The 22,692-nt window shown below is 67.1% G+C and carries 24 protein-coding genes and 1 tRNA gene; 12 read left to right on the top strand and 13 right to left on the bottom strand.

Translation table 11 applies throughout. The features are described from left to right. Positions 1-27: 27 nt before the first annotated feature. The 4 genes from hutU to hutI are packed head-to-tail and all read right to left on the bottom strand — an operon-like array spanning position 28 to position 5,304. Entirely contained in the window at positions 28-1,695 is a 1,668-nt protein-coding gene (hutU, locus tag ACMZ91_RS16605; RefSeq protein ID WP_111150194.1) for a urocanate hydratase, read from the bottom strand. After that, on the bottom strand, positions 1,692-2,546 hold the full coding sequence (gene hutG / locus ACMZ91_RS16600; protein WP_075677475.1) for an N-formylglutamate deformylase: 855 nt from the start codon (positions 2,544-2,546) through the stop codon (positions 1,692-1,694). The genes hutU and hutG overlap by 4 nt, the downstream gene beginning before the upstream one ends. Then, entirely contained in the window at positions 2,543-4,084 is a 1,542-nt protein-coding gene (gene hutH / locus ACMZ91_RS16595; protein WP_414578308.1) for a histidine ammonia-lyase, read from the bottom strand. The genes hutG and hutH overlap by 4 nt, the downstream gene beginning before the upstream one ends. After that, positions 4,081-5,304 carry an imidazolonepropionase gene (hutI, locus tag ACMZ91_RS16590; RefSeq protein WP_414578310.1) on the bottom strand — a complete coding sequence of 408 codons (1,224 nt, stop codon included), beginning with the start codon at positions 5,302-5,304 and terminating at the stop codon, positions 4,081-4,083. Before hutI ends, hutH begins: the two co-directional genes overlap by 4 nt. A 67-nt stretch (positions 5,305-5,371) precedes the next feature. Here hutI and ACMZ91_RS16585 point away from each other — a divergent pair, with 67 nt between their 5' ends. The 4 genes from ACMZ91_RS16585 (at position 5,372) to ACMZ91_RS16570 (ending at position 8,156) form a co-directional block, all read left to right on the top strand. Then, positions 5,372-6,742, top strand: coding sequence for a formimidoylglutamate deiminase (locus ACMZ91_RS16585; protein ID WP_414578312.1), 1,371 nt, complete (start codon positions 5,372-5,374; stop codon positions 6,740-6,742). A gap of 28 nt (positions 6,743-6,770) precedes the next feature. Continuing rightward, entirely contained in the window at positions 6,771-7,499 is a 729-nt protein-coding gene (hutC, locus tag ACMZ91_RS16580) for a histidine utilization transcriptional repressor HutC (RefSeq protein WP_134951391.1), read from the top strand. Positions 7,500-7,572: 73 nt separating this feature from the next. Beyond that, the gene (locus tag ACMZ91_RS16575) at positions 7,573-7,755 is read left to right on the top strand and encodes a type II toxin-antitoxin system HicA family toxin (RefSeq protein WP_107433137.1); all 183 of its coding nucleotides are present in this window, start codon (positions 7,573-7,575) and stop codon (positions 7,753-7,755) included. A gap of 23 nt (positions 7,756-7,778) precedes the next feature. Beyond that, complete coding sequence (locus ACMZ91_RS16570) at positions 7,779-8,156, top strand: type II toxin-antitoxin system HicB family antitoxin (protein ID WP_239509172.1); 378 nt, start codon at positions 7,779-7,781, stop codon at positions 8,154-8,156. Positions 8,157-8,275: 119 nt separating this feature from the next. On the opposite strand, the gene ACMZ91_RS16565 is transcribed toward ACMZ91_RS16570, so the two are convergent. The 3 genes from ACMZ91_RS16565 to ACMZ91_RS16555 form a co-directional block, all read right to left on the bottom strand. Continuing rightward, positions 8,276-9,283, bottom strand: coding sequence for a restriction endonuclease (locus ACMZ91_RS16565; protein ID WP_164161289.1), 1,008 nt, complete (start codon positions 9,281-9,283; stop codon positions 8,276-8,278). Positions 9,284-9,520: 237 nt separating this feature from the next. Then, positions 9,521-10,012: a phasin family protein gene (locus ACMZ91_RS16560; RefSeq protein ID WP_049399651.1), complete on the bottom strand. Its 492-nt coding sequence runs from the start codon at positions 10,010-10,012 to the stop codon at positions 9,521-9,523. Between the two features lie 80 nt (positions 10,013-10,092). Continuing rightward, positions 10,093-10,368, bottom strand: coding sequence for a polyhydroxyalkanoic acid system family protein (locus ACMZ91_RS16555; protein WP_277778202.1), 276 nt, complete (start codon positions 10,366-10,368; stop codon positions 10,093-10,095). 125 nt (positions 10,369-10,493) lie between these two features. On the opposite strand from ACMZ91_RS16555, the gene ACMZ91_RS16550 reads away from it, so the two are divergent. The 4 genes from ACMZ91_RS16550 (at position 10,494) to aroA (ending at position 15,359) form a co-directional block, all read left to right on the top strand. Beyond that, entirely contained in the window at positions 10,494-11,300 is an 807-nt protein-coding gene (locus tag ACMZ91_RS16550) for an FHA domain-containing protein (protein WP_032127717.1), read from the top strand. A 338-nt stretch (positions 11,301-11,638) separates the two neighbouring features. Further along, positions 11,639-12,724 carry a 3-phosphoserine/phosphohydroxythreonine transaminase gene (gene serC, locus ACMZ91_RS16545; protein WP_277778201.1) on the top strand — a complete coding sequence of 362 codons (1,086 nt, stop codon included), beginning with the start codon at positions 11,639-11,641 and terminating at the stop codon, positions 12,722-12,724. Between the two features lie 51 nt (positions 12,725-12,775). Then, the gene (gene pheA, locus ACMZ91_RS16540; RefSeq protein WP_014037689.1) at positions 12,776-13,975 is read left to right on the top strand and encodes a prephenate dehydratase; all 1,200 of its coding nucleotides are present in this window, start codon (positions 12,776-12,778) and stop codon (positions 13,973-13,975) included. 76 nt (positions 13,976-14,051) lie between these two features. Continuing rightward, positions 14,052-15,359: a 3-phosphoshikimate 1-carboxyvinyltransferase gene (aroA, locus tag ACMZ91_RS16535; protein ID WP_414578316.1), complete on the top strand. Its 1,308-nt coding sequence runs from the start codon at positions 14,052-14,054 to the stop codon at positions 15,357-15,359. 272 nt (positions 15,360-15,631) lie between these two features. On the opposite strand, the gene ACMZ91_RS16530 is transcribed toward aroA, so the two are convergent. Further along, a complete protein-coding gene (locus ACMZ91_RS16530; RefSeq protein WP_182266355.1) occupies positions 15,632-16,204 on the bottom strand; it encodes an energy transducer TonB in 573 nt (190 codons plus the stop codon). Positions 16,205-16,323: 119 nt separating this feature from the next. Beyond that, positions 16,324-16,962, bottom strand: a complete 639-nt coding sequence (locus ACMZ91_RS16525; protein WP_121503608.1) for an energy transducer TonB — start codon at positions 16,960-16,962, stop codon at positions 16,324-16,326. A gap of 113 nt (positions 16,963-17,075) precedes the next feature. Here ACMZ91_RS16525 and serS point away from each other — a divergent pair, with 113 nt between their 5' ends. After that, on the top strand, positions 17,076-18,356 hold the full coding sequence (gene serS, locus ACMZ91_RS16520) for a serine--tRNA ligase (protein WP_049422117.1): 1,281 nt from the start codon (positions 17,076-17,078) through the stop codon (positions 18,354-18,356). 259 nt (positions 18,357-18,615) lie between these two features. On the opposite strand, the gene ACMZ91_RS16515 is transcribed toward serS, so the two are convergent. Further along, the gene (locus tag ACMZ91_RS16515; protein ID WP_049460795.1) at positions 18,616-18,966 is read right to left on the bottom strand and encodes an SH3 domain-containing protein; all 351 of its coding nucleotides are present in this window, start codon (positions 18,964-18,966) and stop codon (positions 18,616-18,618) included. A gap of 223 nt (positions 18,967-19,189) precedes the next feature. Next, positions 19,190-19,777: an FMN-dependent NADH-azoreductase gene (locus ACMZ91_RS16510; protein ID WP_032129793.1), complete on the bottom strand. Its 588-nt coding sequence runs from the start codon at positions 19,775-19,777 to the stop codon at positions 19,190-19,192. A gap of 122 nt (positions 19,778-19,899) precedes the next feature. On the opposite strand from ACMZ91_RS16510, the gene ACMZ91_RS16505 reads away from it, so the two are divergent. Further along, positions 19,900-20,892, top strand: coding sequence for a LysR family transcriptional regulator (locus ACMZ91_RS16505; protein WP_005410175.1), 993 nt, complete (start codon positions 19,900-19,902; stop codon positions 20,890-20,892). Between the two features lie 81 nt (positions 20,893-20,973). On the opposite strand, the gene ACMZ91_RS16500 is transcribed toward ACMZ91_RS16505, so the two are convergent. Next, positions 20,974-22,044: a DUF4241 domain-containing protein gene (locus tag ACMZ91_RS16500; RefSeq protein ID WP_414578320.1), complete on the bottom strand. Its 1,071-nt coding sequence runs from the start codon at positions 22,042-22,044 to the stop codon at positions 20,974-20,976. Between the two features lie 123 nt (positions 22,045-22,167). Between ACMZ91_RS16500 and ACMZ91_RS16495 the strand changes: the two genes are divergently transcribed. Beyond that, positions 22,168-22,257, top strand: a tRNA-Ser gene (locus ACMZ91_RS16495). An 83-nt stretch (positions 22,258-22,340) separates the two neighbouring features. Then, positions 22,341-22,541, top strand: coding sequence for a DUF6538 domain-containing protein (locus tag ACMZ91_RS16490; RefSeq protein WP_414578653.1), 201 nt, complete (start codon positions 22,341-22,343; stop codon positions 22,539-22,541). A 20-nt stretch (positions 22,542-22,561) separates the two neighbouring features. On the opposite strand, the gene ACMZ91_RS16485 is transcribed toward ACMZ91_RS16490, so the two are convergent. Further along, on the bottom strand, positions 22,562-22,692 hold a 131-nt coding region (locus ACMZ91_RS16485; RefSeq protein ID WP_329811218.1), incomplete at its 5' end, for an IS3 family transposase.

Below are 22,692 nucleotides of genomic sequence, written 5' to 3'. Positions count from 1 at the left end.
GCCGGCCGCTGGCCGGCACCCCTGCGATCAGCCAAGGATGCCCGGCAGATCCAGCCCCTTTTCCTTCGCGCAGTCGATCGCGATTTCATAGCCTGCATCGGCATGGCGCATCACGCCGGTGGCCGGGTCGTTCCACAGCACCCGACCAATCCGCTTGGCTGCGGCCTCGGTGCCATCGCAGACGATCACCATGCCGGCGTGCTGCGAGAAGCCCATGCCGACGCCACCGCCGTGGTGCAGCGACACCCAGGTCGCGCCGCTGGCGGTGTTGAGCAGGGCGTTCAGCAGCGGCCAGTCGGACACCGCATCGGAGCCGTCGGCCATCGCTTCGGTTTCGCGGTTTGGCGAGGCCACGCTGCCGCTGTCCAGGTGGTCACGACCAATCACCACCGGTGCCTTCAGTTCACCGTTGGCGACCATTTCGTTGAACGCCAGGCCGAGGCGATCGCGGTCACCCAGACCCACCCAGCAGATGCGCGCCGGCAGGCCCTGGAACTTGATCTTCTCGGCGGCCATGTCCAGCCAGCGGTGCAGGTGCGGGTTGTCCGGAATCAGTTCCTTCACCTTGGCGTCGGTCTTGGCAATGTCTTCCGGGTCGCCACTCAGTGCGGCCCAACGGAACGGGCCGATGCCACGGCAGAACAGCGGGCGGATGTAGGCCGGCACGAAACCGGGGAAGTCGAAGGCATTGGCCACGCCTTCCTCCAGCGCCATCTGCCGCAGGTTGTTGCCGTAGTCCACGGTTGGCACGCCCAGTGCGTGGAAGCCGAGCATGGCGCGGATGTGGTTGGCCATCGACGCGCGCGCGGCCTTCTCCACTTCCTTCGGTGCACTCACACGCTTCTCGTCCCACTGCTCGACGGTCCAGCCCTGCGGCAGGTAGCCGTTCACCGGATCGTGCGCGGAGGTCTGATCGGTCAGCAGGTCCGGCTTCACGCCGCGCTTGAGCAGTTCGGCCAGCACATCGGCAACGTTGCCGAGCAGGCCCACCGACTTCGGCGTACCGGCCTTGCACGATTCGTCGATCAGGCGCAGCGCTTCGTCCAGATTGTCGGTCCAGGTATCCAGGTAGCCGGTGCGCAGGCGCATGTCGATGCTGCTCTTCCGGCACTCGACGGCCAGGCACGAGGCGCCGGCCATCACGGCGGCCAGCGGCTGCGCGCCGCCCATGCCGCCGAGGCCGCCGGTGAACAGCCACTTCCCGGTCAGGTCGCCACCGAAGTGCTGGCGTCCCATCTCCACGAAGGTCTCGTAGGTGCCCTGCACGATGCCCTGCGCACCGATGTAGATCCAGCTGCCGGCGGTCATCTGGCCATACATGGCCAGGCCCTTCTTATCCAGCTCGTTGAAGTGGTCCCAGTTGGCCCAGCGCGGCACCAGGTTGGAATTGGCGATCAGCACGCGCGGCGCATCGGCATGGGTGCGGAACACGCCCACCGGCTTGCCCGACTGCACCAGCAGGGTCTGGTCGTCGTCCAGGCGCTTGAGCGTTTCGACGATGGCATCGAAGCTCTCCCAGTCGCGCGCGGCACGGCCGATGCCGCCGTACACCACCAGTTCCTGCGGCCGTTCGGCCACGTCCGGGTGCAGGTTGTTCATCAGCATGCGCAGCGGCGCTTCGGTCAGCCAGCTCTTGGCGTTCAGCGTGGTGCCGGTCGGCGCGGCAATGGTGCGGGACGGGTCGTTGCGGGTCATGCGGCGCTCCGGTTCGTTGCGAATTCAAGGCAGGCGTTGAGCACCTGCGCCAGGGTGTGGCGCAGCGGTGCGGCGTGGTCGGGGTCGAGTGGGGTGGGCCAGCTGTGTTCGTCCACCTGGTCCGGCAGGGGTTCGTGCATGTAGCCGCGGCAGGCCAGTTCCATCTGCAGGCTGTGCACGCCGCCGGCGACGTTGCTGTAGTGACGGGTGATCCAACCGCCCTTGAAGCGGCCGTTGCGCACCTGGCTCATGCCACTGATCTTCAGCAGGTTCTCCACCACATCGCTCAAGGCGTTGTCGCAGGACGTGTCCGGCGCACCGGAGGGACCGGCGGTGCCCAGGTTGAACTGCGGCAGTTCGCCGTCGAACAGGTGTGGGATATGCGAGCGGATCGAATGCGCGTCATACACCACGACAGTGCCGAACTTCGCACGCAGGCGCGTGATCTGTGCGGCCAGCGCATCGTGGTAGGGAAGGAAATACGTGTCGCGGCGACGGGCGATTTCCGCGTCATCCGGTTCGCGGCCGGCGTGGTACAGCGGCTGGTTGTCGAAGGTGGTCAGCGGGCACAGGCCGGTGGTGTTCTGGCCCGGGTACAGCGACACGCCGCTGGGATCGCGGTTGAGGTCGATCACCGAGCGCGAGATCGCCGAGCGCACCGTGGTCGCGCCCATGCCGCGCACGAAATCGTACAGTTCGTGCACCCACCAGTCGGCGTCGCGACGGGCCAGCCATGGTGAGTGGTAGTCGCCGATCAGGTCATGCGGCAGCTCGCTGCCGGTATGCGGGAAGCTGACGATCAACGGGGCATCGCCTTCGTGCACCGTCAGCCATTCGGGATGGGTCTTCATGCCTGTGGTTCCACGGTTGGCAACAGATCGGCAAGGCCCTGCGCCAGCGCACCGCTGCGCACCAGGTGGGTGGCGGTCACCATGTCCGGATGGAAGTAGCGGTCTTCTTCCAGCGTCGGCACGTGCGCACGCAGGGTGGCGCGCACGGCTTCCAGCGCGGTGCTGGAGCGCAGCGGGGCGTGGAAGTCGCAGCCCTGCGCAGCGGCCAGCAGCTCGATGCCGATCACATTGGCGGCGTTCTCGGCCATCTGCATCAGGCGGCGCGCACCGTGTGCGGCCATCGACACATGGTCTTCCTGATTGGCCGAGGTCGGGATCGAATCAACACTGGCCGGGTAGGCGCGCTGCTTGTTTTCCGAAACCAGCGCGGCCGCTGTCACCTGCGGGATCATGAAGCCGGAATTCAGGCCCGGGCGCGGGGTCAGGAACGCCGGCAGGCCGGACAGCGCCGGGTCCACCAGCATCGCCAGGCGGCGCTCGCTGATCGAACCGATCTCGCACACCGCCATCGCCAGCATGTCGGCGGCGAAGGCCACCGGTTCGGCGTGGAAGTTGCCGCCTGACAGTGCCTCGCCGGTATCGGTGAACACCAGCGGATTGTCGGACACGCCGTTGGCTTCGATTTCCAGCGTGGTCGCGGCCTGGCGCAGGATGTCCAGCGCTGCGCCCATCACCTGCGGCTGGCAGCGCAGGCAATACGGGTCCTGCACGCGCACGTCGTTGTCACGATGCGATTCGCGGATGTCCGAGCCCTGCATCAACGTGCGCAGGGTGGCGGCCGTGGCGATCTGCCCGCGCTGGCCGCGGATGGCATGGATGCGCGGGTCAAACGGGGTATCCGAGCCCTTGGCCGCTTCCACCGACAGCGCGCCGGTGATCAACGCGGCCTGGAACACGGTCTCGATCTCGAACAGGCCGGCCAGCGCATAGGCGGTGGAGAACTGGGTGCCGTTGAGCAGCGCGAGGCCTTCCTTCGCGCCCAGCTCGATCGGCTGCAGGCCGGCACGTGCCAATGCATCGGCTGCCGGCAGGCGCTCGTCACCGATAAAGGCTTCACCCACGCCCAGCATCACGCTGGCCAGGTGCGAGAGCGGCGCCAGGTCACCCGAGGCACCCACCGAGCCCTGTGCGGGCACCACCGGCAGCACGCCCTTGACCAGCATTGCTTCCAGCAGCAGCAGGGTTTCCTCGCGCACGCCCGAAGCACCCTGCGCCAGGCTGACCAGCTTCAGCGCCATCATCAGGCGCACCACGCTGGCAGGCATCGGCTCGCCAACACCGGCAGCGTGCGAGAGCACGATGTTCCGCTGCAGGGTAGCCAGGTCCTCGCGCTCGATGCGCACGCTGGCCAGCTTGCCGAAGCCGGTGTTGATGCCATAGACCGGCGCGCCCTTGGCGACGATGGCGGCCACGGTCGCGGCACTGGCACGCACCACCGGCAGCGCGGCCGGGTCCAGTGCAAGCGGCGCACCGCGATAGGCCTGCCGCCACTGGGCGAGAGTGACATGGCCGGGGCGAAGAACCAGGGTGTTGCTCATGTGTTGCTCCAGGAGGCAGGCAGGTCGGGCTGTCCGCGCACCACGCGCGCGTGCAGCGGGTTGAATCCAATGCGATAGACCAGGTCGGCGGGGGCGTCGATGTCCCAGATCGCCAGGTCGCAGTCCATGCCGATGGCGAGGCGACCGACGCGATCGCCACGGCCCAGAGCGCGCGCCGCCTCACGGGTGAAGCCGGCGATGCATTCGTCCACGGTCAGGCGGAACAGGGTCGCGCCCATGTTCATCGCCAGCAGCGGGCTGGTCAGTGGCGAGGTGCCGGGGTTGCTGTCGGTGGCCAGCGCCAGTGGCACGCCGGCCGCGCGCAGCGCCGCAATCGGCGGCAGGGTGGTATCGCGGGTGAAATAGAAGGCACCGGGCAGCAGCACCGCCACGGTGCCGGCCGCGGCCATCGCGGCGATGCCGGCATCGTCCAGGTGTTCGATATGGTCGGCCGAGAGTGCACCGAAGCTGGCGGCCAGTTCGGCGCCATGCTGGTTGCTCAGCTGCTCGGCGTGGATCTTCACCGCCAGCCCGTTGGCGCGCGCCGCTTCGAAGACCTGCCGCGCCTGCGCCGGCGAGAAGGCGATGTTCTCGCAGAACACGTCCACTGCTTCGGCCAGGCCTTCGGCGGCGATGGCCGGAATCATCACGTTGCACACCTCGTCGGTGTACTCCTGTGCTTCGCGGCCCGGCGGAATCGCGTGTGCGCCGAGGAAGGTGGTCACCACGTTGACCCGGCATTCCTCGCCCAGCGCACGCGCCACCTGCAGCTGTTTGCGCTCGTCGGGCAGGGTCAGGCCGTAGCCGGATTTGATCTCGAGGGTGGTCACGCCCTCGGCGCGCATCGCCAACAGGCGCGGCCGGCTTTCGCGGGCCAGCTGTTCCGGCGTGGCGGCGCGGGTGGCGCGCACGGTGGAGACGATGCCGCCGCCGGCACGGGCGATGTCGGCATAGCTGACGCCCTGCAGGCGCTGCTCGAACTCGTTGGCGCGGTTGCCGGCGTAGACCAGGTGGGTGTGGCAGTCGATCAGGCCGGGCGAGATCCAGCGGCCTTCGCCATCGATGCGGGTGGTCGGCTGCAGGTGGGCGTCGCTGCCGGCCGGGCCGACATGGACGATGCGGCCGCCAGCGCAGGCCAGTACGCCATCGCGGATGACACCCAGCCCCTCGCCATCGAGGGTCATCAGGTGGACGTTGGACCAGAGGGTATCGACGTGCATGGCATCCACAACGCGGCTGTGCTTATATGTCTATACAATATAGGCGTCCATTTCGGGTTGTCCAGCTATGTCCGATTCGCGTTCCCCGCTCTGTTTCCATGCCGCCCACGCCCTTCTGGCCGACGGCTGGGCCCGCGATGTCCGCCTGCAGGTGCAGGACGGCCGCATCACGGCGATCCACATGGGGCAGGGTGCCCAGCACGGCGACACCTGCGTCGGCATCCTGGTGCCGGGCCTACCCAACCTCCACAGCCATGCCTTCCAGCGCGGCATGGCCGGGCTGACCGAGATCGGCGGCGGCGACGGTGACAGCTTTTGGAGCTGGCGCGAGCTGATGTATCGCTTCCTGGCCCATCTGCGCCCGGACGCGGTGCAGGCCATCGCCGCCCAGGCCTACATGGAAATGCTGGAAAGCGGCTTCACCCGCGTCGGCGAATTCCATTACCTGCACCATGATGCTGACGGCCGGCCGTATGCCAACCGTGCCGAGATGAGCGCGCGGATTGCGGCGGCGGCCGACCAGACCGGCATCGGGCTGACCCTGCTGCCGGTGTTCTATGCGCATGCCGATTTCGGCGGAGCGGCACCGAACCCCGCGCAGCGACGCCTGATCCACGACGTGGACGGCTTCGCGCAGCTGCTGGACGCCACCAAGCCGTCTTTGGCCGCGCTGCCCGATGCGGTGCTCGGCATTGCCCCGCACAGCCTGCGTGCAGTCACCGGCGAGGAATTGAGTGCTTTGCTGCCGCTTACCGACGGCCCGGTGCACATCCACATCGCCGAACAGGTGCGCGAGGTGGAGGCCTGCCTGGCCTGGAGCGGCCAGCGCCCGGTGCAGTGGCTGTACGACCATGCGCCGGTGGATGCGCGCTGGTGCCTGGTGCATGCCACCCACATCACCGACGATGAGCGCGCCGCCATCGTGGCCAGCCAGGCGGTGGCCGGCCTGTGCCCGATCACCGAAGCCAACCTTGGCGACGGCCTGTTCCCGATGCAGGCGTTCGCGCGCGAAGGCGGTCGCTTCGGTGTCGGCTCCGATTCCAATGTGCTGATCGACGCGGCTGAAGAACTGCGCCTGCTTGAATACGGTCAGCGCCTGACCCTGCGCGGGCGCAATGTGCTGGCTCCGGATGCCACCCGCAGCACCGGCCGCTTCCTGTTCGAGGGCGCACTGCAAGGCGGTGCACAGGCCCTGGGTGTGGCCGCCGGCCTGCAGGTCGGCGCCAGTGCCGACCTGGTCGAGCTGGATGCCGCACACCCCGCGCTACAGGCGCGGCAGGATGACGCATGGCTTGACAGCTGGGTGTTCGCCGCACGTAATGGCGCGCTGCGATCGGTCTGGCGTCATGGCCGCCAGTGCGTGGCCGACGGCCGCCACCTGCAGCGCGAGGCGATCACCACCGCCTTCGCTGCCGCCCTGCGTGGCGTGCTGGGCTGATCGCCTCCCGCCGCCGAGACCCCATCACGTGAAGGCCAGCAAGTCCGCCACGCTCAACCAGCGTATCCGCAGCGATCTGGAAAGCCGCATCCTCAGCGGAGAGTGGGCGCCGGGCTTCCGTATTCCGTACGAGCACGAGCTGATGGAGCAGTACGGCTGCTCGCGGATGACGGTGAACAAGGTGCTGACCGCGCTGGCCGAGAGCGGCATGATCGAGCGGCGCCGCCGCGCCGGTTCGTTCGTGGCGCGGCAGCCCCCGCACCTGGAGCAGGTGGCGCTGGAGATTCCCGATATCGCGATGGAGGTCGGCTCGCGCGGCCATCAGTACGCCTATCGTCTGCTGCAGCGCGAGCTGCGCCTGGCCGACGCTGGCAATGCCGGTGAAGTGGAGCTGGCCGGCCAGGAGAGGCTGCTGGCGATGCGCTGCCTGCACCTGGCCGATGGCCGTCCGTTGGCGCTGGAGCACCGCCTGATCAGCCCGGTGGGCGTGCCCGAGGTGCTGGAGGTCGATTTCAGTACCACCGCGCCGGGCAGCTGGCTGCTGCAGAACGTCTCGTGGACCCGTGCCCAGCACCGCATCAGTGCCTGGGGCGCGGATACCGCCACCGCCAAGCTGCTGGAGGTGAAGCCGGGCACCGCCTGTCTGGTGATCGAGCGCCTGACCTGGCGCGGTGAGCAGCCGATCACCCGTGTGCGCCAGGTGTTCCTCGGCGACGCCTGGGACCTGGTGGCGCGCTTCGCGCCTGGGGCAAGGTAGGGTCGACCCCGCTCGGGACACGCTGTCGCCTTGAACTCTGTCGGGGCGTGTGTACGATGTGTATCGTCCCCGCATGAAGAGCAGGGATCTCATCCGGGATCTGGAGGCGGCAGGTTGGACCTGTCGCCGGATTCGCGGATCCCATCATGTATTCGTGCACCCGCAGCACCCTCACATCATCACCGTGCCTCACCCAAGGAAGGATCTGGGCAAAGGGCTGGTGCAGGCGTTGCGGAAGCTCGCAGGACTGACGTAGGAGGGCCCATGCGATATCCAGTCTTGATCGAGGCAGGTGATGAGCGCACCGCGTGGGGTGTGGTCGTTCCGGATCTGCCGGGGTGCTTCTCGGCGGCCGACACGCTTGATGATGCGCTCACTGCGGCGGAAGAGGCCGCGCTCGCCTGGATTGATGCGGCCCTGGATGAGGGACGCTCGATTCCGACACCTTCGGCACCGCAGAAAATCGCCGCCGAGGCATCCAAGGACATCCGTTGGATTCTTGCGTACATCTGCATTGATCCGGCCCTGCTGGACGACACCATCGAGCGGGTCAACATCAGCCTGCCACGCCGGATCCTGGCGAGGCTGGATGCGCAGGCCAGAGCGGCAGGTGAATCGCGCTCCAGTTACATCGCTCATCTCGCAGCATTGGGCTGAGCAGGCGCCATGTAGAGCCGAGCCATGCTCGGCTGCTGTTGGCGCGATGCGCGATGAGTCGAGCGTGGCTCGACGCTACAGAGGCATCCACGCATGGCGTGGATCTACAGACACCCCAATCAATACGTAGCGCACTGCCGCCAGCGTACGGGCTCATCCACGCCAGGGCGGGCGTTGAGCTGGATGCGCACGTTACGCAGGGCGGGGTAGTGCAGCACTTCCTCGCAGACCTGCGGCCACACCGCGTCCAGCTCGCCGGTGCGGTTGATCGCCAGCGTCTGCCGGGTCAGCCAGACACCGCTGGCGATGCCGGGCTTGCCAGCCAAGGCACGGGACAGATCGGCCTGGAAACGCTCGAGCGTGGCGGCATCCGGGTTGGGATTGCTGCGCGCATCGGTTGAGGGCGTCGGCGCAGGCGCCGTGGTCGGCGGTGTGGTGGCGGGGGCCGGCGCCAGTTCGGGCGCCGCTTCAACCGCAGGCGCAACCGGCGCGGGGGCGCCCGTCTCCTCGGCAACGGGCGGAGCGTCCTGCACATGCAGCCCTTGCAGGCTCAGTCCCACCAGCAGGCCCAGCGTCACCGCGGCGAGCGCGGCTATGGCAATGCGGCGCAGGGCTTCATGGCGGGCACTGGCGCGCACACGGGTTTCGATTTCTGCCGGCAGATAGGGCTGCAGCAACGGCCACAGGCGCGGGCCGTCCAGCACCTCGACGGCCTGCTTCTCGGCGGCGCTGCGGCCGTCGCGTTCGATCCGGCCCTCGGTCAGCAGCACGCCGCCCTTGGCGCCGGCCAGGCGCGCGGCCGCGCCCAGTTCGTTCACTGCGGCGGTACCGATGCGGTAGGCCAGGCCGTGCTTGCAGGACACCAGCCACTGGTTGGGACCATCGCTGAGCAGGAAGTCGCTGCTCGGCTCGCGGGACTCCTCGGCCGGGTCGTTCAGTTCACGCAGGCCGCGCTGTTCGCGCAGCATGCGTTTGACCAGCACTGAGAATTCGCGCCAGTGCATGCCAGCCAAGGCCTGCAGGCCGAGTTGCATCTCCTTCTGCCGCCGCTTGATCCACCACAGATAGACAACGGCCAGGGAACAGGTAAGCAGGGCCGACAGCAGGGCCAGGATCCAAGGGAGCATGCAGGAGGTGCGCGGAAGGGGCGAATGCGGAGGACGACAGTGTAAAGGTCGTGCCGCATCGCTGGGTCAGGAGGTTCCTGACAGGAAACGTGATGGCGCGCGCAGATCGGTATACGGCGGGCACGAAAAACCCGCCAATCCTGAAGCCGTGAGGGGAGGGAACAAACGGCAGCCGAAGCGATTGGCGGGTTGCTCGCGATTGTCAATCAAAATTTATTGCATTGCAACAATGGTCGGTCAGGGCACGCTGCCTGGCGACTGATGGCTGCCCGGTGCAGGTGCATCAGCGCCCGAGGCGTCGCGATTCTCCAGCTTGGCCAGGCGTGCCTGCAGTGCGTCGATGCGCGCCTCCAGCGCAGTCACCTCGTCGGCGGTGGGCACGTGCAGGCGCTTGAGTACGCCCTGCACCTGGTCGTCGAACGCCTTTTCGACCTTGTTCCAGGTACCGGAAGCCTTCTCGCGGGCCTCGTCCAGCGACGTTTCAACGTTGTCGCGCCAGCCCGGGCCCTGTTCGCCGTTGCGTTCACGGCGGCGGGCTTCCCAAGCTTCGCCTTCCTTCACCAGGCCGTCGAAGAAGCGGCTGCCTTCGGCCTGTGCACGGCCAAGAGCGCCCAGGCCGGCCAACCAGACCTGCTGCGCCGAGTCACTCAGCTTGCGCGAGAAGCGCTCGGCCTGGTCACCGAAAGAGGCGTCGTCGTTGCGGCGGTCGTCGTTCTCGTAGTGGTTCATCGCACTTCCCGTGGGAGTTGGGCCTGCCCCGAGAGTAGCGCGCGATGGCGTTGCACGGCCGTGACGGCCGCCGCCGGGGTTCAGCCCAGCTTTTCCTTCAGAACGCGCTGGATCTCGCCTTCGACCATGCCCTTCATCGCCGACAGCAGGAAGCCCAGCTTGGCCGTGACGCGCACGGCGCCCGGCTGCAGTTCGATCGCACCGTCCACGCCGCTGCCGGAGAAATTCAGTACGTCGGCAGTCCAGGACGACTTCAGGCCGAAGCGCTCGGACAGCTTGGCGGCGACCTGTTCGATCGCGGCGCGCGCCTGCGTATCGGGCAGGGCGTGGGCGTGGCGGACATCGATGGTGGACATGCAGGCTCCTGGCGCAAAGCGGGGATGATCAATGAGGGCGAGCATTGTGCGCATCGAGGGCCTTCGCGCCAAGCACTCATCGTGGGTTCTTCTTCGTTGGCGACCAACCTGCTAGGCTGCGCCGCGTGCAGAACCTGCTTGTTCACTTCAGCCAACAACAACAGCCCGACCAGCCGCTGCGGCCCGGGGTGCAACGCATCGTGCGCCAGGCCAATGGCAGTGTGAGGCTCGGCGACGCCGGCCACGGTGCCCTGCTGCTGGCGCAGTTCTGCGTGGATGATCGCGGCCTCTGGCTGCAGGTCGGCAACGGTATCCGCGGCATTCATGTGAACGGTCGCCCGGTGCGGCGCATGGCGCTGCTGCGTGCGGGCGATGCGGTGTATGTGGACGGCGTGGAAATGGTCCTGCAGGGCGAGGTGGAGAGCCTGCTGCAGGCCCCCGCACCGAACAGCGGTGACGGCACCAATGAGCAGCAGCGCCTGCTGCGCGGTGTCGGTGGCCTGCACCATGGCCGCAGCTTCACGCTGTCGCGGTCCCGCCTGATCGGCCGCGGTGGCGACGCTGACATCGAGATCAATGAGCCGGCCTTCGCCGAACAGCACGCCCGCGTGGAAGTGCATGGCGAGCGCGTGCTGTTGCGTGACCTGGGCAGTGCCGATGGCACACGGGTCAATGGCGTGGCCGTGCGCCACTGCTGGCTGCAGGCCGGCGACCAGGTGGTGTTCGATGGCCAGCACCGGTTCGTGCTGGAAGTGCCGCATGACCCGCGCCGGCGCCCGCTGCCGGATGAAGACGAGTCCAGCCAGGACGCCGAGCAGGCGCCGGTGCTGCCGGCCGCGCCGCGCAAGGTCCGGCGCTGGCCGTGGCTGCTGGTGAGTGCGCTGCTGCTGGCTGCACTGCTCAGCCTGCTGCTCTGGTTCGGCGCGCGCTGATCTGAACCGGCCGTATCCGCTCTGGTAGGTGCCGACCTTGGTCGGCACGCTCCTTCGGCGGGGATGACGCCTGACGGCGTACGCCGACCAAGGTCGGCGACTACCGGGGCATTGCTCCTGGCCTGAGTCCGCTGGATCCGCTCTGGTAGGTGCCGACCTTGGTCGGCACGCTCCTTCGGTGGGCACGACGCCTGACGGCGTACGCCGACCAAGGTTGGCGACTACCGGCGCCTTGCTGGCGGCCAATGGATTCCAATGAAACCAAATTTCCCTTGCGCCACAAGGCCGCAAGGCTGGTGCACTGCGGCATACTAGGGGTCTTGCCCCACAGGTGTGACATGACGCGCGCGTTCAACTTCAGTGCCGGCCCTGCGACCTTGCCGGAATCGGTCCTGCGCCAGGCGCAGGCGGAAATGCTGGACTGGCACGGTACCGGTGCCTCGATCGTGGAAATGAGCCATCGCGGCGCGGAGTTCATGTCCGTGGCCGCCGAGGCCGAGGCCGACCTGCGTCGACTGCTCGATATCCCCGAAGACTATGCGGTGCTGTTCCTGTCCGGTGGTGCCACCACCCAGCAGGCGCTGATCCCGCTGAACTTCGCCACCCCCGGCCAGCGCGCCGATTACGTGGTCAGTGGTCACTGGGGCAAGACGGCGGTCAAGCAGGCCGGTGTCTACGTCGACGTCAACATCGCCGCCAGCAGCGAGGCCGATGGTTACCGCACGCTGCCGCCGCGCGCCGACTGGCAGCTGTCGCCCGATGCCGCCTACGTGCACATCACCGCCAACGAAACCATCCACGGCGTCGAGTTCCGTGATGTGCCCGACACCGGCAGCGTCCCGCTGATCGCCGACTTCAGTTCGTCCATCGCCAGCGAACCGCTGGACGTACGCCGCTATGGCGTGATCTACGCCGGCGCGCAGAAGAACCTGGGCCCGGTCGGCATCGCGGTGATGATCATTCGCCGCGATCTGCTCGAGCGCAGCGGCCAGCCGCGCGCGGACATCTTCGACTACCGCTCGCATGTCGCCCGCGATTCGATGCTCAACACCCCGCCGACCTGGAACTGGTATCTGGCCGGCCTGGTGTTCAAGTGGATGCTGGCCGAGGGCGGCGTGGCCGAGTTCGCCAAGCGCAATGCCGCCAAGGCAGCGCTGGTGTACGGCGCCATCGACGGCTCCGGCGGCTTCTACCGCAACGAGGTCGCACACGCGGCCCGTTCGCGGATGAACATCCCGTTCTTCCTCCCCAATGCCGAGCTTGATGCTCGCTTCGTCGCCGAAGCCAAGGCCGCTGGCCTGCTGGCGCTGAAGGGCCACAAGGTGGTGGGTGGCATCCGCGCCTCGCTGTACAACGCCATGCCGCTGGCCGGGGCCGAGGCGCTGGTCGCCTTCATGGCCGATTTCCAGCAGCGTCACGGCTGAGCAATGAACGGCGCGCACCGTCGGGTGCGGGCCCCGTAACAAGGAACTCCGATGGCAAGCAGCAAATCCAGCAAGAAGGCGCCAAAGAAGGCCGAACCGGCCAAGGACAGCGCGCCCACCAAGGCGAAGGGCAAGGCCAAGGCCGCGTCGAACCCGGCACCCACCCTGGCGCCGCTGGCGCTGGCCGATGTGCGCTCGAAGATCGACCAGATCGACCGCGACATCCAGAGCCTGATCGCCGAGCGCGCCCGCTTCGCCCACCAGGTCGGCAAGGCCAAGGGCAAGCTCGCCGCCGCCGTCGACTACTACCGTCCCGAGCGCGAAGCGCAGGTGCTGCGCATGGTGGTGGACCGTAATGAAGGCCCGCTCAGCGATGAGCTGCTGGTGCACGTCTACCGCGAGATCATGTCGGCCTGCCTGGCCCAGCAGGAGCCGCTGAAAATCGGCTACCTCGGCCCGGAAGGCACCTTCAGCCAGCAGGCCGTGCTCAAGCACTTCGGCCGCTCGGCGCTGGGCCTGCCGATGGCCAGCATCGAAGAAGTGTTCCAGGAAGTGGAAGCGGGTAACGCCGATTTCGGCGTGGTGCCGGTGGAAAATTCGGGGCAGGGCACCATCCAGATCACCTTGGACATGTTCCTGACCTCCAACCTGAAGATCTGTGGCGAAGTGGAACTGCGCGTGCAGCAGTACCTGATGTCGCGCAGCGGCCGCATCGAGGACATTGAGCGCATCTACGCGCATCCGCAGTCGTTCATGCAGACCTCGGCGTGGCTGCGCGCCAACCTGCCGAAGGCCGAGAAGATTCCGGTGTCGAGCAACGCCGAAGGCGCGCGCCGTGCGCGCAACGCCGACGACGCAGCGGCCATCGGTGGCGAGAGTGCCGGCCATGTGTACGGCCTGAAGAAGGTGGTCACCAAGCCGATCCAGAACGATGCCGACAACACCACGCGATTCCTAGTGGTGGGCCGCAACATCTTCCCGACCTCCGGCCATGACCGCACCTCGGTGCTGGTGTTCATCCATGACAAGCCTGGTGCGCTGTTCGACGTGCTCAGCCCGTTCGCCCGCCACGGCATCAGCATGAACCGGATCGAGTCGCGGCCGTCGCACCACGGCAAGTGGGAATACGGCTTCTTCATCGACCTGGCCGGCCACATCGACGATGCGCCGATGCAGGCCGCGCTGGCCGAACTGGAAGCGCACTCGGCGCAGATCAAGGTGCTGGGCTCCTATCCGGTGGCCGTTCCCTGAGTGCTGCCGCGGCGGCCACGGCCGCCGCTCCCTGATGCATCGCCGGCGCTGCCGGCGTTTACGGAATGATCGAACGATGAGCAACGCGCAACACTGGATTGCCCGCAAGGGCCAGCCGCTGCAGGGCAGCCTGACCATTCCCGGCGACAAGTCGGTCTCGCACCGCTCGGTGATGTTCGCCGCGCTGGCCGATGGCACCTCGCATATCGAAGGTTTCCTGGAAGGCGAGGACACCCGCGCCACTGCGCGCATCTTCGGTCAGCTGGGCGTGCGCATCGAAACCCCCAGCCCGTCGCAGCGCATCGTGCACGGCGTCGGCATCGACGGCCTGAAGGCGCCGGATGCGCCGCTGGACTGCGGCAATGCCGGCACCGGCATGCGCCTGTTGGCCGGTCTGCTGGCGGGCCAGGCATTCGACTGCACGCTGATCGGCGATGAGTCGCTGTCCGGCCGCCCGATGCGCCGCGTGACCGGCCCGCTGTCGCAGATGGGCGCGAAGATCGACACTGAAAGCGATGGCACGCCGCCGTTGCACGTGCATGGCGGCCAGACGCTGCACGGCATCGACTTCGCCTCGCCGGTGGCCAGCGCGCAGATCAAGTCGGCGGTGCTGTTGGCCGGCCTGTACGCGCAGGGCGAAACCCAGGTGATCGAACCGCACCCGACCCGTGACTACACCGAGCGCATGCTGTCCGCGTTCGGCGTGGACATCGAATTCTCGCCCGGCAAGGCACGCCTGCGTGGTGGCCAGCGCCTGCGCGCGACTGACATCGTGGTGCCGGCGGACTTCTCTTCGGCCGCGTTCTATCTGGTGGCGGCCAGTATCATTCCCGGCTCCGAGCTGCGCCTGAAACAGGTCGGCCTGAACCCGCGCCGCACCGGCCTGCTGCACGCGCTGCGCCTGATGGGGGCGGACATCACCGAAGAAAATCCGGCCGAGCAGGGCGGTGAGCCGGTGGCGGATCTGGTGGTGCGCTACGCTCAGTTGAAGGGCGCACGCATTCCGGAAGCACTGGTGCCGGACATGATCGACGAGTTCCCGGCGCTGTTCGTGGCCGCTGCGGCCGCCGAAGGCCAGACCGTGGTGAGCGGTGCGGCCGAGCTGCGGGTGAAGGAATCCGACCGCCTTGCCGCGATGGCCACCGGCCTGCGCGCGCTGGGCATGCAGGTGGATGAAACCGAAGACGGCGCCACCCTGCACGGCGGCGTGCGCCTGGGCAGTGGCACCATCGAAAGCCACGGTGACCATCGCATCGCCATGGCGTTCGCCATCGCCGGCCAGATCAGTGACGGCGAAGTGCGCATCAACGATATCGCCAACGTCGCCACCTCCTTCCCGGACTTCGATGGCCTGGCGCGCAGCGCTGGGTTCAACCTGGCCTGAGCGGCCACGCCCGGCAGATGACGTAACCCGGTGGGTGCCAACCTTGGTTGGCACGCTCACATCACCCGGTAGGTGCCGACCTTGGTCGGCTCGCTCACATCACCCGGTAGGTGCCGACCTTGGTCGGCACGCTCATATCGCCCGGTAGGTGCCAACCTTGGTTGGCACGCTCACCTCACCCGGTAGGTGCCGACCTTGGTCGGCACGCCTTTCCGCATAAAAAGACGGAGGCCGAAGCCTCCGTCGAAACATCACGAACCCCTCGTCCGCGATCAACGCTGCTCGGTACGGAAATCCACCGGGACCCGCACCACGCTTGCTACTGCGCGGCCGTCATGCACCGCAGGCTGGAACTTCCAGTTCTGCACGGTGTTCAGCACCGCACGGTCCAGGTCGCGGCTGCGCTCGCCGCTGCGCGAAACAATCGCAGCGTTGGCGACATTGCCACGGGTATCGACATTCAGGCTGGCGATCACGCTGCCCTGCACGCCACTGCGCAGTGCGGCAGCGGGGTAGGTGGGCATGCGGTTGCTGGCCAGCGGGCGTGCTTCGCGATTACGTATCGCCGGTGCGGCCTTGTGCTGGCTGGAGGCAGGGGCAGCCTGGCGCGTTGCAGGTGCTGCTGCATCGGTCACCGCAGCCTGCTCAGGGGCGGGCAACATGCGCTCACCGACCGGTGCCGGCGCCACATCCTCCTGGTTGGAATGGCGCAGCCACAGCAGGGCGGCCGCAAACATCGCCACAATCAGCGCGATCCACATCCAGGGCGACGTGGGCTTGTGCTGCACGCTGGAATCCTGCTGCAGCTGCGGCGAATGAAGGTCTTCGTGGGTGGTGGCAGTCATCGCAAACTCCTTCCGTCAACTGACGACGTGGGAAGTGTTGCCCGAGCCATGGACGGGAAGTGTCAGCGCTGCGTCAACGCCACCGGCAGGGTTCAGTTTGCCTGCCGGGAAGCGTTCAGTTACTGCGTCTTGAAGTCGAACGGTACTTCAATGCTGCCGGGCACGGCCTGGCCATTGCTCTGCGCCGGGGTGAAACGCCAGCGGCGCACCGCGTCGGTGGCGGCACGGTCGAGGTCGCGTGAACCACTGCGCTGGATCACTGTGGCGTTGTTGGGATAGCCGGTGGCGTCCACGTCTACGCGTACCACCACGGTGCCGGTTTCCCCGGCGCGCAGGGCGGCGGCGGGGTACGACGGCGGCGGCGACTGGCCGGCAATCGGCATCGGCTGGCTGTTGCCGGTCGCGGCCGGCGCTGCGCCCGGGGCGGCCGGGGCCGGCTCGGCGATCGGGGCGGGTGGCGGCGGAGCGGTTTCGACCAGCTTCGGCGCTTCTTCCTCCACGGGTGCCGGCTTGGCGTCAGGCATGTCGCTGGAACCGGCCGCAGCGGCCAAGGGTTCCGGCAGGGGCTCGACCTGGGCGGTTTCCTGCGGGGTCTGTGCGGCCGGGTCGGCGCGGAAGAACTCCTTGTCACGGCCGGTCAGCCAGACCAGCACGAACAGCAGCACGCCCACGCCGAAGGCGATGCCGGCGATCTTCAGGGCGTTGCGCGGGATATGCACAGTGAACGACTTGGCGGACGACGAGCGGGGTGCAGACATGGACCGGACCAGTACGGAATAGCCCGATTCTGCCACGCCGGGAATGAACCGGGCGGCAGAAATCCGTATAACAAGCGATAATCCCGTTCCTGATACCCACCACGACACCTGCCATGCTTGATCCAGCCCTGCTCCGCCACCAGCCCGCCGACCTCGCCGAACGCCTGCGCACCAGCCGCGGCTTCGAGCTCGACGTGTCTGCCCTGGAGTCCCTGGAGGCCGATCGCAAGCGCATCCAGGTGCGGACCCAGGAGCTGCAGAGCCTGCGTAACAGCCGTTCCAAGGCCATCGGCCAGGCCAAGGCCAAGGGCGAGGACGTCTCGGCCATCATGGCCGAGGTCGCTGCCTTCGCCGACGAGCTGAAGGCCTCGGAAGTGGCGTTGGACGAGCTGCGCGAGAGGATCGACGCCATCTCGATGGGCATTCCGAACCTGCCGGCCGATGACGTGCCGGCCGGTGCCGACGAGAACGACAACGTCGAACAGGCGCGCTGGGGAACCCCGCGTCAGTTCGACTTCAAGGTGCTCGACCACGTCGAACTGGGCGCCCGCAACGGTTGGCTGGACGGCGAAACCGCCGCCAAGCTGTCCGGTTCGCGCTTCACCGTGCTGCGCGGCCCGATTGCGCGCCTGCACCGTGCGCTGGCGCAGTTCATGGTCGACCTGCACACCGGTGAGCACGGCTACGAGGAAACCAACGTGCCGCTGCTGGTCAACGCCGATTCGCTGCGCGGCACCAGCCAGCTGCCGAAGTTCGAGGACGACCTGTTCAAGACCGCCGTGGGCGATTCCACGCGCTACCTGATCCCGACCTCGGAAGTGCCGCTGACCAACATCGTGCGCGACGAGATCGTCGACGCCGAGCGCCTGCCGCTGCGCATGACCGCCCACTCGATGTGCTTCCGTGCCGAGGCCGGCAGCGGTGGCCGCGACGTGCGCGGCATGATCCGCCAGCATCAGTTCGAGAAGGTCGAGCTGGTCTCGATCAGCCGCCCGGAGGACAGCGACGCCGAACACCAGCGCATGACCCGTTGCGCCGAAGTGGTGCTGGAAAAGCTGGGCCTGCCGTACCGCAAGGTGCTGCTGTGCACCGGCGACATGGGCTTCTCGGCGGTGAAGACCTACGACCTGGAAGTCTGGCTGCCGTCGCAGGAGACCTACCGCGAGATCTCCTCGTGCTCGAACTGTGGTGACTTCCAGGCCCGCCGCATGCAGGCCCGCTGGCGCAACCCGGCTACCGGCAAGCCGGAGCTGGCGCACACGCTGAACGGCTCGGGCGTGGCGGTGGGCCGCGCGATGATCGCGGTGATGGAGAACTACCAGAACGCCGACGGCAGCATCACCGTGCCGGAGGCCCTGCGCCCGTACATGGGTGGCCTGGAAACCATCGGCTGATAGCCTGATGGGGTGGGGTGGGTGCCATGCTTGCATGGCACTTGCTCTGGCTCTGGTGGGTGCCATGCTTGCATGGCACTGCTCTGGATCTGGTGGGTGCCATGCTTGCATGGCACTGCTGCGGCTCTGGTGGGTGCCATGCTTGCATGGCACTGCTGCGGCTCTGGTGGGTGCCATGCTTGCATGGCACCGTATCCACGCATGGCGTGGATCTACAATGCGGGCTACATCCACGCCATGCGTGGATGAGCCACCGTGATCACTCCACAACCCGCACCTTCTCCAACGGCACCCAGCCCGGTTCGCCCGTCTCCGGCACGCACCACGCCCAGCCATTGAGCGTGCGCTCGCCACGCAGCAGCTGCCCGGGATCCACATCCAGTTCGCGCGCACAGTAGTCTTCCGTGGCAAATGCGCCACCCTGCGCGTCGCGGCCGATCACCGGCGCGGGCACGAATCCCGGCTGCTGGCCCTCTGCCTCGCACAGGAACCAGTCTTCCCAGCCTTCAGGCCCTTCATAACGTTCGCCCACCACCAGCGCCTGGCCACGGCGCAGGGTGATCGGGTGCGGAAATTCGCTGCGGTGTGCAGTGGTCACGATGTAATTCATCGCCCCAGCCTAACGTTCTGGTGAGCGTCGCGCATGGCAGCGTATCCACGCGCACGCGCGGTAGAGCCACGCCACGCGTGGATGACATAGCGCTCAGTCCATACGCCACAAAAAAACGGCCCCGCAAAGCGGGGCCGCCAGGGGGGGCCGGGATGGGGGAGGGGATCCCGGCCCGCGTTCAGCGCCCAGACGAGGAGAGAGTGGCGCCGAACGCTGGAACGCATTACGCCGCGGCGGCCTCGGCCGCTTCGTGCGACGGCAGCGCAGCCAGTGCGCCGGCAATGGCGTCTTCGCGGTGCTGCGGCGAGTAGGCGATGCCTTCGGCGCGTACGAACTCGACATCGTTGATGCCCCAGAAGGCAAACGTCTGGCGCAGGAACGGCTCCTGGAAGTCCGCGGGCGAATCGGTGTAGATGCCGCCACGGCTGCTGGCGATGATCACCCGCTTGCCACCGGCCAGGCCGACCGGGCCGTTCTCGGTGTACTTGAAGGTGCGCCCGGCCACGGCCACGCGGTCGATCCAGGCCTTCAGGGTGGACGGAATGCTGAAGTTGTACATCGGCGCGCCGATCACCACGATATCGGCCGCCAGGAACTGCTCGAGTACCTGTTCAGCATCGGCGGCTTCGGCAGCGTCGGCCTTGGCAAGCGATCCGCTGCGCAGATGCGGTACCGGATTGGCGTCAAGATCGCGATAATCAACCTGCAGGCCGTCGATCTGCTGAGTGAACTGGGCCACCACGGCGGCGGTCAGGTGGCGGGAGACGGAGTTGTCGCCAAGCACGCTGGCGTCGATGTGCAGAAGCTTCATGGCAGTACCTATGTTCGGGAGAGGTGGCGGGCTTGCCGCCGACGGAGAGAACGATAGGTTGTTGCAAAGGCGGGATAAAGGTGATTGAATGCCACGTATTGTTCTAGATATGGAACTCGGGCATGCATGACCTGAATGATCTGTACTACTTTGCGATGGTGGTCGACCACGGTGGATTTGCTGCCGCCGAGCGCGCGCTGGGTATCCCCAAATCGCGCCTGAGCCGCCGCATCAGCCAGCTGGAAACCGACCTGGGCGTTCGCCTGCTGCAGCGCTCCACGCGTCGTTTCGCCGTCACCGATGTCGGCACCAGCGTGCACCGCCACGCGCAGACGATGCTGGCCGAGGCACAGGCCGCACGCGAAGTGGTGGACCGCCTCAGCGCGGAACCGCGCGGCGTGGTGCGCGCCAGCGTGCCGGTATCGCTGGCGCAGATGCAGCTGCCCAAGCTGCTGCCCAAGTTCCTTGAGCAGTACCCGAAGGTGCGCCTGCAGTTGAACATCAGCAACCGCCGCGTGGACATCATCAACGAAGGCTACGACGTGGCCCTGCGCGTGCGCTCGCGCCTGGACGACGATGGCAGCCTGGTGATGCGCAGCTTCGGACAGGTGCAGGAACTGCTGGTGGCCAGCCCGAAGTACCTGGATCGCGCCGGCCGGCCGAAGGATCCTGAAGAGCTGACCCAGCACGTCACCCTCAGCATCAGCGAAGACGAAGCCCGCCAGCGCTGGGAGCTGCACGGCCCGGAAGGCGAAGTGCGCCGGGTCGACCTGCAGCCGCGCGTGGCCGGTTTCGACTTCCCGCTGCTGCAGAGCATGGTGAAGGACGGTTTCGGCATCACCATGCTGCCGGAAACCGTGTGCGCCGATGCGGTGCGCAACGGCGAACTGGAAGTGGTGCTGCCGGACTGGTCGCTGCCGCAGGGCGTGTGCCATGCCGTGTTCGCCTCGCGCCGCGGCTTGCTGCCGGCGGTGCGCGTGTTCATCGACTTCCTGGCCGAGCACCTGCCGCCGCAGCTGGAGGCCTCGCGCCTGGATTGCGGTGGCGCCTGTGAAAAGGCCAAGGAGCGGATCAAGGCCAGTGCGCTGGGCGCGTTGGCGGTGGATGCGGGCTGAGGCACCTGGCCGCAACCGCACCGCCAATCTGTGAAACGGTAGCGCCGGGCCATGCCCGGCGTTGCTGCTTTCCGGCCCCGGTCACTTCCGGCCGAACAGCCGATCCCAGAAGCTGCGCCGCGGCGGTGCGGCCGGCCTGGGCTCGGCAACGACCGGCGCTTCCAGCACCGCCATCAGTTCCGCGCTGCGTGGCTTCTTCAGGAAGCGCGCGTAATCCAGATAGCTTGTCACCTTGCTCATGTGCAGGCGCTCGGGCATTGCGGGCAACGGTCCGCCCTGCAGCAGCACTTGCAGTGCCTGTGGGCGGTCCAGGCGGATCGCCTCGAACAGGGCGGTGCCGCCGCAACCGGGTTCGATCTGGTTGGCGCGTTGTGGCGCATCCTTCAACAGCTCTCGCAGCGCATCCGGGTCGTCGCGGTCCACGGCGGCAACCAGCCGTGCCAGCGCTTCAGCTTCTTCGGGTGGAAGGCTATCGCGATAGGCCTGGTCGGCGATCTCGCGCTCGTCGCGCCCGTCACCGCCCTGGATGCACAGGAAGTCGGTGACCAGGGCGACCGGAATGCCGGAGGTATCCAGCGCCCAGTAGCTGGGATAGACGCCGTCGCCCCAGCCGCTGGTGAATACGACCAGGCCGTGTGGAGAGTCCTCGCCCCAGGGGCGGTACTCGGCGCCTTCATCCAAGCCGTCATGGTCGATCAGCGCATCCGACCATTCGCTGTCTTCGTCGCCATCGGCCTGTTCGATCAGGGCCAGCAGTGCCTGCTGGGTGTCGGTGTCCATGAAGCAGCCGATGCCGGCGTCGACCGGATAGCCAATGAAACTGTCCTCATCCAGGCCGGTCAGGTCCTGCGTGGTCCAGCGTGCCATCTGCCAGTGCAGGGCAGACGCAGTGAGGGCTTCGCGGGGCTTGAACCAGACCACGGCCAGCGCCGGGCGGCCGCTGTGCACGATGATTTCGACCGGATGCCGGCCCAGCGGGGCGGTGTAGTCGGCCAGCGCGGGCGCCTCGGCCTGGACCAGTGGATCGCAGACCACCAGATGCCCACTGCTGACCGGCAGGTGCCCGGCGAAAGTGCGGTGCAGGGCCACTGCGGCCAGCTGGGTGTCGTCCAGCAGGGTGGTGCGCAGGTTGGCCAGATCGAGGTGGGCCATGGGGGCTCCGATTGCAGTGAAGGCCCCACCGTGCCGGATGCGAAGGGCGGGGGCAAGGTGGTCTTGGGCAAATGCTCTTCACGTGCGAGAATACGCCGCTGCCCGGGCGACCGGGACCCGATTGGAGAGATGGCCGAGCGGTTTAAGGCACCGGTCTTGAAAACCGGCGAAGGGTTAAACCTTCCGTGGGTTCGAATCCCACTCTCTCCGCCAAGCCTTAGTAAGTGATTGTTTTTAAACAACATTTTTTGAGATCTTGAAGGGCGGCTTGGGGCACAAATCGGGGCACAACTCCGATGCGATTACCAAGCTATCTCACTCGCTCTTCCACTGGTCGCTACCAGTTTCGCATGCGCGTTCCAACGGACATGCGCGGCATCGTCGGCAAAGCTTTCGTCAAGCATCCCTTGGGTATTCACCTGCATGGCGCCAGAGTGGCTGCCTTGGGCATGGCACAGCGTTATGCTCAAGCATTCGATGCCATCAGGGTGAAGTGACCCCCGAGACTTGGACGGTGTCAGGCGGCCGACTGGGCCTGCTCCCGGTACTTTACCGGGCTCAGACCTTTCAGTTTCAGTTTGATGCGTTCTTCGTTGTAGTACTGGATGTATTCCACCAGCCCAGCCTCCAGACTCTCGAGGCTGTCAA

This window comes from Stenotrophomonas sp. FR024 (genome assembly GCF_047500745.2).
Lineage (GTDB): Bacteria > Pseudomonadota > Gammaproteobacteria > Xanthomonadales > Xanthomonadaceae > Stenotrophomonas > Stenotrophomonas maltophilia_A.
Note: the sequence above shows the minus strand (reverse complement) of the source record. Positions and strands in the feature narration are given on the sequence as shown.

Excerpts from the sequence above, each read along its gene's own strand:
- hutI (WP_414578310.1), bottom strand. The coding sequence starts at position 5,304 with ATGCACGTCGATACCCTCTGGTCCAACGTCCACCTGATGACCCTCGAT.
- ACMZ91_RS16490 (WP_414578653.1), top strand. The coding sequence starts at position 22,341 with ATGCGATTACCAAGCTATCTCACTCGCTCTTCCACTGGTCGCTACCAG.
- ACMZ91_RS16560 (WP_049399651.1), bottom strand. The coding sequence starts at position 10,012 with ATGAACCACTACGAGAACGACGACCGCCGCAACGACGACGCCTCTTTC.
- ACMZ91_RS16515 (WP_049460795.1), bottom strand. The coding sequence starts at position 18,966 with ATGAATTACATCGTGACCACTGCACACCGCAGCGAATTTCCGCACCCG.
- hutH (WP_414578308.1), bottom strand. The coding sequence starts at position 4,084 with ATGAGCAACACCCTGGTTCTTCGCCCCGGCCATGTCACTCTCGCCCAG.
- ACMZ91_RS16505 (WP_005410175.1), top strand. The coding sequence starts at position 19,900 with ATGCATGACCTGAATGATCTGTACTACTTTGCGATGGTGGTCGACCAC.
- ACMZ91_RS16555 (WP_277778202.1), bottom strand. The coding sequence starts at position 10,368 with ATGTCCACCATCGATGTCCGCCACGCCCACGCCCTGCCCGATACGCAG.
- serC (WP_277778201.1), top strand. The coding sequence starts at position 11,639 with ATGACGCGCGCGTTCAACTTCAGTGCCGGCCCTGCGACCTTGCCGGAA.
- ACMZ91_RS16575 (WP_107433137.1), top strand. The coding sequence starts at position 7,573 with ATGAAGAGCAGGGATCTCATCCGGGATCTGGAGGCGGCAGGTTGGACC.
- ACMZ91_RS16510 (WP_032129793.1), bottom strand. The coding sequence starts at position 19,777 with ATGAAGCTTCTGCACATCGACGCCAGCGTGCTTGGCGACAACTCCGTC.
- aroA (WP_414578316.1), top strand. The coding sequence starts at position 14,052 with ATGAGCAACGCGCAACACTGGATTGCCCGCAAGGGCCAGCCGCTGCAG.
- ACMZ91_RS16525 (WP_121503608.1), bottom strand. The coding sequence starts at position 16,962 with ATGTCTGCACCCCGCTCGTCGTCCGCCAAGTCGTTCACTGTGCATATC.
- pheA (WP_014037689.1), top strand. The coding sequence starts at position 12,776 with ATGGCAAGCAGCAAATCCAGCAAGAAGGCGCCAAAGAAGGCCGAACCG.
- ACMZ91_RS16565 (WP_164161289.1), bottom strand. The coding sequence starts at position 9,283 with ATGCTCCCTTGGATCCTGGCCCTGCTGTCGGCCCTGCTTACCTGTTCC.
- ACMZ91_RS16585 (WP_414578312.1), top strand. The coding sequence starts at position 5,372 with ATGTCCGATTCGCGTTCCCCGCTCTGTTTCCATGCCGCCCACGCCCTT.
- ACMZ91_RS16530 (WP_182266355.1), bottom strand. The coding sequence starts at position 16,204 with ATGACTGCCACCACCCACGAAGACCTTCATTCGCCGCAGCTGCAGCAG.
- hutG (WP_075677475.1), bottom strand. The coding sequence starts at position 2,546 with ATGAAGACCCATCCCGAATGGCTGACGGTGCACGAAGGCGATGCCCCG.
- hutU (WP_111150194.1), bottom strand. The coding sequence starts at position 1,695 with ATGACCCGCAACGACCCGTCCCGCACCATTGCCGCGCCGACCGGCACC.
- serS (WP_049422117.1), top strand. The coding sequence starts at position 17,076 with ATGCTTGATCCAGCCCTGCTCCGCCACCAGCCCGCCGACCTCGCCGAA.
- ACMZ91_RS16500 (WP_414578320.1), bottom strand. The coding sequence starts at position 22,044 with ATGGCCCACCTCGATCTGGCCAACCTGCGCACCACCCTGCTGGACGAC.